At 45.3% G+C, this 13,943-nt stretch carries 14 protein-coding genes; 10 read left to right on the forward strand and 4 right to left on the reverse strand.

Features of this window, described 5'->3' with window-relative positions; all coding sequences use genetic code 11:
- The first annotated feature begins 82 nt into the window (after window positions 1–82).
- Both U9J37_RS02335 and U9J37_RS02340 read left to right on the forward strand, forming a co-directional pair.
- Complete coding sequence (locus U9J37_RS02335; RefSeq protein WP_005470306.1) at window positions 83–502, forward strand: PACE efflux transporter; 420 nt, start codon at window positions 83–85, stop codon at window positions 500–502.
- Window positions 503–559: 57 nt separating this feature from the next.
- Window positions 560–1,300 (forward strand): substrate-binding periplasmic protein, encoded by a 741-nt coding sequence (locus U9J37_RS02340; protein WP_005470331.1) that lies wholly within the window; start codon window positions 560–562, stop codon window positions 1,298–1,300.
- A gap of 4 nt (window positions 1,301–1,304) precedes the next feature.
- Here U9J37_RS02340 and U9J37_RS02345 read toward each other — a convergent pair whose 3' ends face one another.
- Window positions 1,305–1,541: a TIGR02647 family protein gene (locus tag U9J37_RS02345; RefSeq protein WP_005470448.1), complete on the reverse strand. Its 237-nt coding sequence runs from the start codon at window positions 1,539–1,541 to the stop codon at window positions 1,305–1,307.
- A 496-nt stretch (window positions 1,542–2,037) separates the two neighbouring features.
- Here U9J37_RS02345 and focA point away from each other — a divergent pair, with 496 nt between their 5' ends.
- Window positions 2,038–2,880 carry a formate transporter FocA gene (gene focA, locus U9J37_RS02350; protein ID WP_005470547.1) on the forward strand — a complete coding sequence of 281 codons (843 nt, stop codon included), beginning with the start codon at window positions 2,038–2,040 and terminating at the stop codon, window positions 2,878–2,880.
- Between the two features lie 48 nt (window positions 2,881–2,928).
- On the opposite strand, the gene U9J37_RS02355 is transcribed toward focA, so the two are convergent.
- On the reverse strand, window positions 2,929–3,054 hold the full coding sequence (locus U9J37_RS02355; protein ID WP_005470556.1) for a hypothetical protein: 126 nt from the start codon (window positions 3,052–3,054) through the stop codon (window positions 2,929–2,931).
- 216 nt (window positions 3,055–3,270) lie between these two features.
- Window positions 3,271–4,065: an ABC transporter permease gene (locus U9J37_RS02360; RefSeq protein ID WP_043886666.1), complete on the reverse strand. Its 795-nt coding sequence runs from the start codon at window positions 4,063–4,065 to the stop codon at window positions 3,271–3,273.
- A 471-nt stretch (window positions 4,066–4,536) separates the two neighbouring features.
- Here U9J37_RS02360 and torE point away from each other — a divergent pair, with 471 nt between their 5' ends.
- The 3 genes from torE to torA are packed head-to-tail and all read left to right on the forward strand — an operon-like array spanning window position 4,537 to window position 8,438.
- Window positions 4,537–4,716, forward strand: coding sequence for a trimethylamine N-oxide reductase system protein TorE (gene torE / locus U9J37_RS02365; RefSeq protein WP_005470508.1), 180 nt, complete (start codon window positions 4,537–4,539; stop codon window positions 4,714–4,716).
- A gap of 49 nt (window positions 4,717–4,765) precedes the next feature.
- Window positions 4,766–5,950 carry a pentaheme c-type cytochrome TorC gene (gene torC / locus U9J37_RS02370; RefSeq protein ID WP_005470444.1) on the forward strand — a complete coding sequence of 395 codons (1,185 nt, stop codon included), beginning with the start codon at window positions 4,766–4,768 and terminating at the stop codon, window positions 5,948–5,950.
- Window positions 5,951–5,975: 25 nt separating this feature from the next.
- Window positions 5,976–8,438 (forward strand): trimethylamine-N-oxide reductase TorA, encoded by a 2,463-nt coding sequence (gene torA / locus U9J37_RS02375; protein WP_005470414.1) that lies wholly within the window; start codon window positions 5,976–5,978, stop codon window positions 8,436–8,438.
- A gap of 27 nt (window positions 8,439–8,465) precedes the next feature.
- Here the strand turns inward: torA and U9J37_RS02380 are convergent, their stop codons facing one another.
- Entirely contained in the window at window positions 8,466–9,131 is a 666-nt protein-coding gene (locus U9J37_RS02380) for a substrate-binding periplasmic protein (protein ID WP_232280801.1), read from the reverse strand.
- A gap of 481 nt (window positions 9,132–9,612) precedes the next feature.
- Here U9J37_RS02380 and U9J37_RS02385 point away from each other — a divergent pair, with 481 nt between their 5' ends.
- From U9J37_RS02385 to ruvA, 4 genes are all read left to right on the forward strand, one after another.
- Window positions 9,613–10,608 (forward strand): porin, encoded by a 996-nt coding sequence (locus U9J37_RS02385; protein WP_005470354.1) that lies wholly within the window; start codon window positions 9,613–9,615, stop codon window positions 10,606–10,608.
- A gap of 294 nt (window positions 10,609–10,902) precedes the next feature.
- Window positions 10,903–12,642 carry a glycoside hydrolase family 36 protein gene (locus tag U9J37_RS02390; protein WP_005470408.1) on the forward strand — a complete coding sequence of 580 codons (1,740 nt, stop codon included), beginning with the start codon at window positions 10,903–10,905 and terminating at the stop codon, window positions 12,640–12,642.
- A 53-nt stretch (window positions 12,643–12,695) separates the two neighbouring features.
- A complete protein-coding gene (gene ruvC / locus U9J37_RS02395) occupies window positions 12,696–13,217 on the forward strand; it encodes a crossover junction endodeoxyribonuclease RuvC (RefSeq protein ID WP_005470321.1) in 522 nt (173 codons plus the stop codon).
- Between the two features lie 99 nt (window positions 13,218–13,316).
- Entirely contained in the window at window positions 13,317–13,931 is a 615-nt protein-coding gene (gene ruvA / locus U9J37_RS02400; protein ID WP_038139114.1) for a Holliday junction branch migration protein RuvA, read from the forward strand.
- Window positions 13,932–13,943 lie beyond the last annotated feature (12 nt).

Genomic DNA, 13,943 nt, shown 5'->3' on the forward strand with positions numbered 1-13,943 from the left:
ACTGATAGTACCTAACTACATTCCATCATAATTACTCATGATAATAGTCGCAAATGATTGCAAACTTATTGTGAGAGATACAATGAAATCCAAAGAAAGAGTTTTTCACGCTGTGCTGTTTGAAATGGTCGCTTTAGCGATACTGGTTCCGGCGTCTGCGGTTGTTACAGAAAAGGGAGCGAGCGATCTTGCCATGGTGGGTATTGGTTTAAGCTTATTTACCGTTGTTTGGAATTACCAATACAACATCTTATTTGATCGCTGTTTTGGTGGTGATAGAGAGCAGCGATCGTTGAAGCTTCGCATCGGACATACCGCGGGATTTGAAGGTGGTTTGATATTTATCACGGTACCGAGTATTGCTTGGTTCCTCGATATCTCCATCATTGATGCTTTATTGTTAGAGGTTGGGTTTTTGGTATTCTTTTTCATTTATGCAACAGGGTTTAATTGGTTCTACGATCGATATCAACCATACCGCTTTATCAATGTAAGTCGCTAGATTATTGACGCTCTGAGCCTATCCTTATAGTAAGGAATCGGTTTGAGGGAGAAGAGAATGAAGTGGTGGCTAGTTCTATTCTTTGTGTGTAGTAGTGCTCAAGCGCAAAAAGTCTATATGACATCGCTTGATTGGCCGCCGTATTCTGGAGAGACACTTGTTGAGAATGGACTCTCAGTCGCCATCGCACGTGAAGCGTTTGCGGTGATGGGGTATGAACTCGTTGTAGAGTTTAAACCTTGGGTCAGGACGGTAACCACTGCATCTAAGAGGGAAAAGTATATTGGTTATTTTCCTGAATATGCGTTTGAAACTGAGGATTTTGTTTTCTCTGATTCTATTGGATCTGGACCACTAGGGTTTGTGCAAAATAGGGAGAGGCCAATTTTGTGGTCAGAGTTGATTGATTTATCTGATTATCGGATTGGTGTTGTCCAAGGCTATATCAACACGCAAGCCTTCGATGCCTTAGTGGACAAAGGGGAACTCAGCGTTGAAGCGGCAGAGAATGACATTCTCAACATCTACAAAGTCGCCAAAGGCAGAGTCGAATTAGCGGTGATCGATGCCAATGTACTGCGTTACCTCATTAAGATCGATCCTCGGCGAGAAGTGCTTCAGAGTCGAGTAGAAATGAACCGCCAACTATTAGAAGTGAAGGATCTGTATTTAGCGTTTAAAAACACCCCTGAAGGGCACAGTTGGCGGCGTATATTCAATCAAGGTTTAAGGCAAATTGACATAGAAAGCATTGAAGCTCGCCTATTGGACACAACTTCCCTTAAACGCTTGCAATGAGTTCTTATTGGCTCGAGAGTACGCGCAAAATCTTGTCAGCATGTTCAGCGACTTCGATCCCCTCGTCGGTTAGATATCCACCGTCAGGTAATGTACATAAGCCTTTAGCATATAGACGAGCGACAGCAGCTTGCATTTCCTCTGATGCATCGTGGTGAACTTTGATGCCTGTTGCCGCACTGCTTAAATCGAATTGAAGCAATAAGTTAAGTTCAGCGATATGGTCTTGTGTGTACTTCATAATCAATACCTTTACGAATCAATACGGTTACCTTAGTTCTGGTGCTATGCAGCGGCAATTCAATTAACAGAGAAGTGTTATCTACGGCATAAAAATCGATTTTATTTGAACAAATTTGCTCAGCATTTGAGCCACAACAAAGCTTAACAGGTAACCGTCGCAGTTATTCGTTGTGGGGCGACAGGCGTGAAAAATGAAATCTAATAATGCGAAAAGTGTATAAAACAAAGGTCCCATATAAGAAATTAGACTAAAGTCTATGGCAGGGGAGTGGTTAGGTGTTTTTGGGTTTATAACTATCTGATATTTAATATTTTAATATCTATCGCTTTGGCCTGTTTTATCTATTTTTAGCCCAAGAACAATGTCTCAATGGTTAAACTTTTTATAAGATAAAAGACTATCTGTCTTTTGATGAGATTTAACGCTTGAAATTGAGCACATTTCGAGTAATTATCCGCGCCCACTATTCCACATGTTTCAAGATGTTAATCTGATGAACCTTAACCAATTTGACTCACTGCTACCGCCTCAAGTAGCTGAACGTGCGGCTGAGATCGGCGTTGATAAAGCGACTAAAGATCCGATGAAGTCGTTTCTTCTTGCGATATCTGCGGGTATCCACATTGGTATCGCCTTCGTTTTTTATACCATTGTCACCACTGGTGCTGGCGATATCCCTTGGGGAATATCCCGTTTACTTGGTGGGCTAGCATTTAGTTTAGGATTGATTTTAGTGGTGGTCACTGGCGGAGAGCTCTTTACTAGCTCGGTCTTAACGTTAGTGGCTCGCGCGAGCGGTAAGATCACATGGCGATGCTTGTTTAAAAACTGGGCGGTGGTCTATGGAGGCAACCTGGTTGGTGCATTGTTGCTGGTGGCGTGTATGCTTCTTACCAAGCAATACATGTTCGACCATGGTCAAGTTGGCTTAAACGCGATGAGCATTTCTCAACATAAGTTACACCATACGTTTATCTCGGCTGTTGCGCTGGGCATTATGTGTAACGTTTTGGTGTGCATTGCCGTGTGGATGACGTTCAGCGGTCGGACTCTAACCGATAAAATAGCGGTGATGATTTTGCCTGTCGCGATGTTTGTCTCTGCGGGTTTTGAGCACTGTATCGCAAACATGTTCCAAGTACCGATGGCCATCGGGATCAAAAACTTCGCGCCTGCAGAGTTTTGGCAGATGACCGGCGCGAATATTGCCGATTACGCTGATTTGAATTTGATTGACTTTATTCTTAACAACCTGATCCCTGTGACATTGGGTAATATCATCGGTGGTGGCCTGTTTGTTGGGATGTGGTACTGGCTCATCTATCTGCGAGATTAACCCCTTCCTCTTTCCGAAGCACAGTACAGTGCTTCGGAACGCGTATCATCACTCCACCAGACCAAACTCCTCGGCGTTCACTATGTGTTCAGGCTCATCCCAGAGCCAATTGTGCATTTCTTCATCACGATGACCTTGATTAAAGGTTTGATCCTTTGTGCTATCAAATTTCATGGCTGCCCCTCCTTGTTTGATTAGAAATCAATCTAAGTTGGCGTTATGACGAAATTATTACGCGTTCTGAATTAATTTATATGTGTGTGTTTGCAAAGGGTTTTATTGTTTTAAAAACGCTTGAAGGGGGATAGCTACTCAGATTGAAACAGGTATCACCACTGTTATCCACAGATTCTGTGGATAAGATCATTTGGTTCAAGTGGGAAGGTGATCTTATTTGTTTGAGAGTGGTTTTATCATGACAAGGCCGTGGGGATGAATGCCTCGGCGCACAGTCAAATTTAAGCAAATCGTGATTGATACTGACATCATGACGAAAATCGCAATCATGATCATAATCTGATATTTAATGGCGACAATAGGGTTCGCCCCGCCAAGTATTTGACCTGTCATCATCCCAGGTAGCGTGACTAATCCGCTCGTCGTCATCGAGGCAAGGGTTGGGGCGAGCGATTTTCGAATCGCTTCTCTCAAAAATGGCAACGTCGCAAACCTTACGCTCGCGCCAAGTGCAATTGCCGCTTCATATTCTGACTTTCGTTCTTCCAATGCGGAGAAAAAATTCTGTAAAGCGACGATGTTGCCCCCTAGCGAATTGCCAAGCAACATACCCGCGAGTGGAATGACGTATTGGGCATTGTACAGTGGGGTAGGTCGAACAATCGCTAGGCAAATGAGAAGCAAAACGGGCGCTAAACCAACGACTAACCCTCCTACCACAGGGAGAAAAAGTCGTTGTTTAGGAAGCTTCGCCTTATCCAGTATCGAGCTTGACCCTATCATGATCATCACAGCAAGCCACAACAAGTTGACCGTCATACTGTCGAGCTGGAACAAAAACTCTAAATAGACGCCAACTAAAGTGAGCTGTATTCCCATCCTTAACACACCGATGGCCGTGTCTTTTGCTATACCTAATTGGTAGTAGTAATTGATTGCTAATGGAACCAATAGCGTTGCACCGAACAAGATCAATAGTGGCCACGGTATGTCGACGACAGCGTTCATGATGAGCTCCATTTTCTCCGCAGTAATAGTCGCTTTGTTTACATATTACCTTGATTTGAAGAGAGGTTATACGGCGAGCATTAGAAATGCAGCGGGTGGAAAACAGAACATTTTTTTAACAAACAGCGGTGTACACAAGTAACAAAGCGGCAGAGTTTTGGTGAAAAATGCGTGCTTCATACACTGTTTAATTAAGCGGATTTTACTCAGTTGTTGTAAAGTTGTTTCCATTTTAACAGAGTGTTTACTGTTAATATTTTTTCATATTTCAATGCAATCTAACACATCAAATGTTAATTAAACACATCTCTGGATGAGCTCAAAAAAGTATTGAATAACAAGGTTGAGAGACGATCTATAGATTGAACCTTACTAAGAGTATGGTCTAACATTTCTTATTAGAGATTGTAAAAAAATTAAGCTTGCTTTGAAAAGCTACCCAATAACACTAGATACAAAATAGGCAAATGTATGAGTGATGTTAATAAAATTGAGAGTGGTGAAAAACGCTCACTGGAGTGGAAATCATTCCTCTTCATCGCAGTCGTTCTCTTCCCTGTGTTGAGTGTGGCATTTGTTGGTGGTTACGGATTCCTTGTATGGGCACTACAAGTTTTCTTCTTTGGACCTCCAGGTGCACACGGCCTGTAAGCCGTGAGCTCATTTCCACATTTTTGAACAGATTTTAAGAGAGCAAACTATGAAATCATTTATCATCAAGCTGTGGCGCACCATGACACGCCCGGCAGTTCATATCAGCTTAGGTGTGCTGACTATGGGCGGCTTTATTGCTGGTGTTATTTTCTGGGGTGGCTTTAACACCGCACTGGAAGCGACCAACACAGAAGAGTTCTGTATTAGCTGTCACACCATGCGTGACAACGTATACGTGGAACTGCAAGAAACGGTTCACTGGAAAAACCACTCTGGTGTTCGTGCTACGTGTCCTGACTGTCACGTTCCTCATAACTGGACAGATAAAATTGCACGTAAGATGCAGGCTTCTAAAGAAGTATTCGCTCAAGTATTTGGTAACTATGATGAACCAGGTGCGTTTGAAGAGCGCCGTATCGAACTCGCTAAACACGAATGGGATCGTTTCTCTGCAAACAAATCCCTAGAGTGTAAAAACTGTCACAACTACGAATCGATGGATTTCGAGCAAATGTCTCCAACTGCTCGCATCCAAATGAAGCAAGCAGCAGAGAAAGATCAAAGCTGTGTTGATTGTCACAAAGGTATCGCGCACAAACTTCCAGCTGGCATGGACAGCATTGGCGGTATCGTTGGTGACCTTGAAGGTCTAGCTTCGAACACTAACTACGACGTTGGTCAAACGCTAGTGAGCGTGCGTCACCTACCTATCTACTTCGATGCTGAAGGTACTACTGAAGCTGGTCTACTAAACCCGGCATCTTCAGTGAAAGTGATTGCTGACAAAGGTGACTACGCGGAAATCGAAATTGACGGTTGGCGCAAAGCGAAAGGCTTTGGTCGTGTAATCCAAGAAGACTTTGGTAAGAACATTGCGGTGGCTTCTCTTCTTAAAGAAGCATCAACAGACAGCAACGTTGTGACAACCGGCGAGAAAAAAGTGGATGAGCTAACTGGTCTTCCATGGGAAAAAGTGGCGGCGAAAGTATGGATCAAGAAAGAATCTATGCTGAACGATATTACGCCTGTATGGGAAAAATCAGCGGAAGCATACAAAACCAACTGTTCTGTATGTCACACGCAGCCTGACGAAGCGCACTTCGATGCGAACACATGGCCTGGTATGTTTGACGGTATGCTTGCATTCGTTAACCTAGATACAGACAGCGAAGCACTGATCTTGAAGTACCTACAGAAACACTCTTCAGATTATGCTGAAGGCCACCACTAATAAGCGTCGGATTGGAGTAAATTAAATGGCTATTTCACGAAGAAGTTTTCTTAAAGGTGTTGCAACAACAAGTGCAGCATCAGTAATCGGTCCAAGCTTATTGGCATCAGCATCTGCAAGTGCGGCTGAGTCTACAGGTACTTGGAAGGTTTCAGGTTCACACTGGGGCGCATTCCGCGCCCACATCTACGCGGGTAAAGTTCAAGAAATCAAACCACTTGAGCTTGATAAAAACCCAACAGAGATGTTGAACGGTATTAAAGGCATTATCTACAGCCCATCACGTGTTCGTTACCCAATGGTGCGTCTAGATTGGTTGAAGAAGCACAAGTACAGCGCAGATACACGTGGTGACAACCGCTTTATCCGCGTTACTTGGGATGAAGCACTTGACCTGTTCTACCGTGAACTAGAACGTGTGCAAAAAGATTACGGTCCATGGGCTCTACACGCGGGTCAAACCGGTTGGAACCAGACTGGTGCATTCAACAACTGTACAGCTCACATGCAGCGTGCTGTTGGTATGCATGGTAACTTCATTACTAAAGTGGGTGACTACTCAACAGGTGCTGGTCAAACCATCCTGCCTTACGTTCTAGGTTCAACAGAAGTATACGCGCAAGGTACTTCTTGGTCTGAAATCCTAGAAAACGCAGATAACATTGTTCTTTGGGCAAACGACCCAGTGAAGAACCTGCAAGTAGGTTGGAACTGTGAAACGCACGAATCTTTTGACTACCTAGCTCAACTGAAAGAGAAAGTAGCAAAAGGCGAGATCAACGTACTTTCTGTTGACCCAGTTAAGAACAAGACTCAGCGTTACCTAGAGAATGATCACCTGTACATCAACCCAATGACAGACGTTGCATTCATGCTGGCTGTTGCGCACGTGCTGTACAACGAAGATCTATACGACAAGAAGTTCATCGAAACTTACTGTCTAGGTTTTGACGAGTTCATCCAGTACGTTCAGGGCGAAACCAAAGACAAAGTGGTTAAGACTCCTGAGTGGGCGGCTGAGATCTGTGGCGTTAAAGCTGACAAGATCCGTGAATTCGCTCGTATGCTTGTAAGCGGTCGTACACAGATCCTGATGGGTTGGTGTATCCAGCGTCAAGAACACGGTGAGCAACCTTACTGGGCAGCAGCGGTTATTGCAGCAATGGTTGGCCAAATCGGTCTACCTGGCGGTGGTATCTCTTACGGTCACCACTACTCAAGTATTGGTGTTCCTTCTACTGGTTTTGCTGGCCCTGGTGGTTTCCCTCGTAACCTTGACCAAGGTATGAAGCCGAAATGGGACAACAACGACTTTAACGGTTACAGCCGTACGATCCCGGTTGCGCGTTGGATCGACTGTCTACTAGAACCAGGTAAAGAGATCCGTTACAACGGCGGTAAAGTAAAACTGCCTGACTTCAAGATGATGGTTATCTCGGGTAACAACCCGTGGCACCACCACCAAGATCGTAATCGCATGAAGAAAGCATTTAAGAAGCTTCAGACTGTGGTTACGGTTGAGTTCGCTTGGACTGCAACGTGTCGTTTCTCTGATATCGTGCTTCCTGCATGTACTCAGTGGGAACGTAACGACATCGACGTTTACGGTTCATACTCAAGTAAAGGTTTGATCGCGATGCATCGCTTAGTGGATCCTCTGTTCCAATCTAAGCCTGACTTCCAGATCATGAGTGAACTGACTCAACGCTTCGGCCGTCGTGATGAATACACGCGTGGCATGAGTGAAATGGAGTGGATCCAAAGCCTATACAATGACTGCCGTGCAGCGAACAAAGGTAAGTTCGAAATGCCAGAATTCAATGAGTTCTGGGAGAAGAGCGTACTAGACTTCGGTCAAGGTAAACCTTGGGTTCGTCACGCTGACTTCCGTCAAGATCCAGAAATCAACCCACTGGGTACACCTTCTGGTTTCATCGAGATCACGTCTCGTAAGATCGGTCGTTACGGTTACGAACACTGTCAAGAACACCCAATGTGGTTCGAGAAATCAGAGCGTTCACACGGTGGTCCTGGTTCTGATAAACACCCATACTGGCTGCAATCTTGTCACCCAGACAAGCGTCTGCACTCTCAGATGTGTGAATCAGAAGAGTTCCGTGCAACTTACGCAGTTCAAGGTCGTGAGCCTGTTTACATCAACCCAGTTGATGCCAAAGCCAAAGGCATTAAAGATGGTGATCTAGTACGCGTATTCAACGACCGTGGTCAGCTACTAGCGGGCGCAGTTGTTACAGATAGCTACCCACGTGGTGTTATCCGTATCGAAGAAGGTGCGTGGTATGGTCCTCTGAACGAGAAAGAAGGCGCTATCTGTACGTACGGCGATCCAAACACGCTGACTCAAGATATCGGTTCTTCTGAGCTAGCTCAGGCGACGTCAGCGAACACGTGTATCGTAGACTTCGAGAAGTTCACAGGCAAAGTACCGCCAGTAACTTCATTCGGTGGTCCAATCGAAGTGGCGTAAGCTAAGTAGCATTGAACAAAAACCAGCCTACGGGCTGGTTTTTTTGTGTCTGTCGTCTCTATCTTGTTCCAATCCGTATTTAAACTTGAGCTGTTGAAGACGCTCTTGCGCATAAGTTCTGAAATAATAGTTCAGGCTGTACACAACCTGTTGAGCGTATGGATGGTCTTTCCTAACCGCGGCATATAATGGAGTGGTAATAAATGGAGTGGAATGAACGGTTAAGCGTTTAAGCGGCAGCCCCATCTCTTTAACTACCCACCGTGCTACATACTCATCGGTAATGATGACGTCAACACGCTGCGAGAGCAGTAAGCGGATGCTAGTTTCCAAATTGGCTGACGATACCTTTTGGATTCCCTCGTGGTTAAGCAGTTCTGGAGGATAGGCATAGTTGTCAATCAGTGCGACGCGCTGGCCATTCAAACTCTCTGGTGTCTGATAGCTGAATGCCGTGTCCTCAGAACGTGATATTACCGATAAGTGATTGCTCATGTAGGGCTCGGTAAAATAGTAATGTCGCATTCGTTCGTCGTTTTTCCACACAGCGACAATCACGTCATTCTTACCGTAGTAAGTCTCTTTTAACACTCTTGGCCAAGGCTTCAGCTCATAGATAAACTTGTAGCCGGAATGCGTTAATCCCTCGATAACGATGTCGTGAGCAATTCCTTTCCCAATTGGTGAATCCATAACATAGGGCGCCCATTTGCTCTGCGCGACCTTTAACGGAACGGCAAATGCTGTTGAGATCATCAGTAAGTAACTCAGGGAAACAACAAATAACCAGTGTCTCAATCCGTTAATCCTCGTTGAAAAGCTCTCTGTTCAGTCTAGTCGATGATGTGACTTAGAGTATTTACGTGATATTTCGTCTCATAGATTGAGAAAATGACTACCGAAGAACGCAAAGATACGAAAAAGTTCCACTGACGTTGATTTTAGGTTTTGTTGAGTTTATTTGTGATAAAGGTCTCTTTTATTGGCTTGTTGAGCCTATTTATTGCTCATTTTTTACATTGATTTATGTTTTTGGCTAATTTGCGGGCTATGCAATTAGATCTCTTTTGATTGTTTTATTTGTGAATTATTGGGTGGGCGAATAATTTGCTCAACCAGAGCGAGCAGGTGGTAGATGACGCTCATAAATAAAAATTTATAGGAACAAATAAAAATGAAAAAGACAGTATTAGCAGTAGCTCTTTCTCTTGTTGCGGGTTCAGCAATCGCAGCAGACGTTAACCAAACAACGTCTGAGCGTGCACGTGAATCTCTAATCGACCTAATCCTATCTGGCGAAGAATTCTCTGTTGGCGGTCAAGTGGCTGTTGGTGGTGAATACCTAGAAGGTCGTAAAAACGAGAATGGCGAAGACCGTGAATTCCACAACTACGACGTAACTGGTTTTGACCTTTTCGTTAACTACCAAAAAGGTAACGTACTAGGCCAATTCGCAGGTGAATTCGACCTAGACAACAACTACTCTTCAATGGATGCGTCTTTCGCAGTCATCGATGCATGGGTTGGTTACAAAACTGGCTTCGGTGTAGCTTCTGTTGGTTACGCAGCGGATTCAGCACTAGACGCAGTTGACGGTGCGGCAGACCTAACAGTTGAGTACGGTGCATCAGCATCTGACGCTTCAGACGTTAACCAAGTTGTTAAGTTTGAAGGCATCAAAGAAGGCTTCAAATACGGCGTATCTTACTACGGTGACCGTGAAGCAGACGCTTCTGGCCACAAAGGCTTCAACGGTTACGTTGGCTTCCAAAACGAGCAGTTCCAAGTTAACGCAGGTTACGAAAAGAACGAAGACAACGATGTTGAAGGTGATCTAGAGCAAATCATGCTAGTAAACGGTGTTGTAAATCTAGGCGATATCGCGCTAGGTGCAAACATTGCTAAGCACGAACTATTCTCTGGCGATGACTCAATGCTTTACAGCGCATCTGCTGGCTACACAATCGACAAACTATACCTAGCAGTTGGTTACGCTCAATCTGAAGCATACACTTCTGATGCAGAAGACACTAAGTGGACTAACTTCGGTGCAACTTACCAGTTCACTAACAAGCTATCTGCTCTAGTTGACTTCCGTGTTGACCTATCAGAAGAGAAAGACAGCAGCGAAGACCTAGCTGCATTCTTCAAAGTTGCTTACGACTTCTAATCAAGTTTAGGCTTAAAAATTTACGGCCTGTTCTGCAGGCCGTTTACCATCAAAGCAGGAAGCTTTTAGCGCAATAATCCACTGCCTTTTTCGCCCTCCGGAGTTGGAGGGCTTTTTCTGTTTTAGACAAGTACATCGCGCTTCTATCGATACCTCTATTGCCTGTGACTTCGCGGTGGTCACAATAAAAAGGAAAAATGTGAAGCTTGTACGGCTTTGTGTTTTTGATTAAATAGACAATAAAAATATCCAATGCTGTAATGTGCCGATACTCCTTTGTCTTAGAGCACAGTTATGGCCCTGCATGTAGAACTAGCCAATAGCCGCCTTGTTGTCATCCCCAATCACGATATAACCGCGAAAAAAAAAGATAATCAGCTGCACTTCTTGTTTCAGGGGCTGAGCAACTACAAGTTCAATGATCGCTTTTTACTGTGTCAGACTGAGTTTAATTTCGAACGCAGTGCAACGATATTGGGTGACGGGTTTCAAATGCTTGCCCAAACGACTGGTACCATCGAGCAACCAATCGATATAGGTCGTTGTCCAGATAATTCTCCCAGCTATCGCATTTACTCAAGCCAAGATCCCAAGCGCTACTACAACTATCTTATGGTTGAAGATTCTCTGGGCTACAGTCTGTTTGGCTTCACTTCGTGTCATCGCTTCGCGGGCTACTTTGAAGTACAGGAGCAAGAAGGACGTTGGTTAGTCAGCGCTTACATTGATGGCGAAGGAACCTATCCTCAAGATTGGTCTACCACGGCATTAGAGTCGATTGTGTGCCTGCAAGGCGATTCTATGTCTCAGCTTTACACAGAGTATTCCAAGCTGATTGCGAAGCATCACCCTGTCCGAGCGGGCGTTGAGGCGAAAGCCCCAATAGGGTGGTGTTCTTGGTACGCGTACTATGCTGAAGTCAATCAAGACAACATCTATCACAATCTCGAGGTGATGTCTGCCGATGCCAAGCAGCTTGAATACGTCTTGCTCGACGATGGTTATCAAGCCTTTATGGGGGATTGGTTAACACCTTCGGACAAATTTCCATCGGGGGTTCGAGCTGTCATTGAAGCAATCAAAGCAAAAGGCAAAAAGCCAGCAATTTGGCTAGCTCCTTTTATTGCTCAGCCTGAATCTGAGTTGTTCAAACAACACCCTGATTGGTTTGTAAAACATCAAGATGGCCGCTTACTTAAAGCAGAAGAAGTCACTTACGCGGGATGGCGTTGTACGCCATGGTATGTGTTGGATACCTCTAATCCTGAGGTCCAAGAGCACTTGACTCATGTTGTTCGCGTCATGCGCGAAGAGTGGGGAATAGAGTTGTTTAAGTTGGATGCCAACTATTGGGGTACTTTGAAAGGTCAGCGTTATCAGACAGGGACAACGGGTATCGAAGCTTACCGAATGGGGATGGAAGCAATCGCTGAAGGAGCAGGAGACGCATGGATTCTAGGTTGCAACGCACCGATGTGGCCATCACTTGGTTTAGTTGATGCGATGCGCGTGTCTGATGATGTAGAACGCAATGAGCATCGATTTGAACAGATCGCAAAAGAGACCTTTTATCGCAGCTGGCAGCACCGCAAACTGTGGCAGATTGACCCAGACTGCGCGACATTGGTATCGCTGCCTAATCAAGCCGCAGAACGTCAAAGCTACGAGTTTCACCGCAATGTACTATTGGCCAGTTCAGGTCTTCTGCTTTCGGGCGACCCGTTGCCTGAGCTCACGCCTTGGGCAAAGCAGACACTATCCAAACTGATACTGCGACATAAACACTGCCAAGAGAGTGCGCGATTTACCGCGCTAAACCTCCATCATGCCTTCTTGCCTATTACAGAGCGCAATGACCTCCATTGCTTGTTTAACTATCAGCAGCCTGCAAGGGAAGTCACATTGACTGCGGAGCAGCCCGTCTATTGGTATGACTATTGGACAGGCGAACGATTGGTTGAAGAGCCGACCCAAGTCATTGAAGTTGGTCTTGAGTCCGGTTTGTCGAGTCGAGCGATAATTACCTCGATATAGTGGCGGCTCTGCTTTACCATACGCTTTGAAGCAGTCACATTGATTAGGTATTCATGTCAATCATTCTAGGTATTGACCCCGGCTCACGCATTACTGGGTACGGGGTTATCCGACAAAACGGACGCCATTTGCACTACTTAGGTAGTGGATGCATTCGTACATCAGAAAAAGATCTTCCGGGCCGTTTGAAGCAGATCTATGCTGGAGTTTCGGAAATCATTACCCAATTCCAACCGGATGTGTTCGCCATTGAGCAAGTCTTCATGGCACGCAACGCAGATTCAGCACTCAAACTTGGTCAAGCGCGAGGGAGTGCTATAGTCGCCGCCGTGAACGCGGAGCTTCCGGTTCACGAATATGCGGCTCGTTTGATTAAACAGGCGGTCACTGGAACGGGCGGGGCAGACAAAGAGCAAGTGCAGCACATGGTGCAACAAATGTTGAAACTTCCTGGTAAACCCCAAGCCGATGCCGCCGATGCACTGGGTGTGGCAATTTGTCACGCCAACACCAACAAAACCTTAATTGCAATGGCAGGTAAAGCGACCAGTGCACGTCGCGGACGCTACCGCTAACGCTCAATCTCAAAATTCACCTTCGAGGCGACAAAGAACTGGATGTCTATCCAGTTCTTTATTATCCTGTCGCAAATTCATTTCCAAAGAGTATTTACCGTGATTGGACGTCTACGCGGCATTCTGATTGAAAAACAACCCCCTGAACTGCTGATTGAAGTTAATGGTATTGGCTATGAAGTCCAAATGCCGATGAGCTGCTTTTATGAGCTGCCTAATGTCGGTGAAGAAGCGATTATCTATACTCACTTTGTTGTTCGCGAAGATGCTCAGCTGCTTTATGGGTTTAACACGGTAAAAGAGCGTGCTTTGTTCCGCGAAGTGATTAAAGCCAATGGTGTTGGGCCAAAATTGGGTCTTGGGATTCTTTCGGGTATGACGGCAAGCCAATTTGTGGCATCTGTCGAGCGAGAAGACATTTCGACCTTGGTGAAATTGCCTGGAGTGGGCAAGAAAACCGCTGAGCGTTTGGTGGTCGAAATGAAAGATCGCCTTAAAGGGTGGAGTGCCGGTGATCTCTTTACGCCGTTCACTGATGCCGCTCCTGTTGATTCTACGCCAACTGCAACAAACAGCGCAGAAGAAGAGGCAGTGAGCGCACTGCTCGCCTTGGGCTACAAACCGACGCAAGCCTCTAAAGTTGTCGCGCAAATTATTAAGCCAGGAATGAGCAGTGAAGAGCTGATTCGTGACGCTCTGAAATCGATGGTTTAACGGATAGGAAAT

Origin of the sequence: Vibrio sp. 16 (assembly GCF_963681195.1) — a bacterium.
Taxonomy (GTDB): Bacteria; Pseudomonadota; Gammaproteobacteria; order Enterobacterales; family Vibrionaceae; genus Vibrio; species Vibrio sinaloensis_D.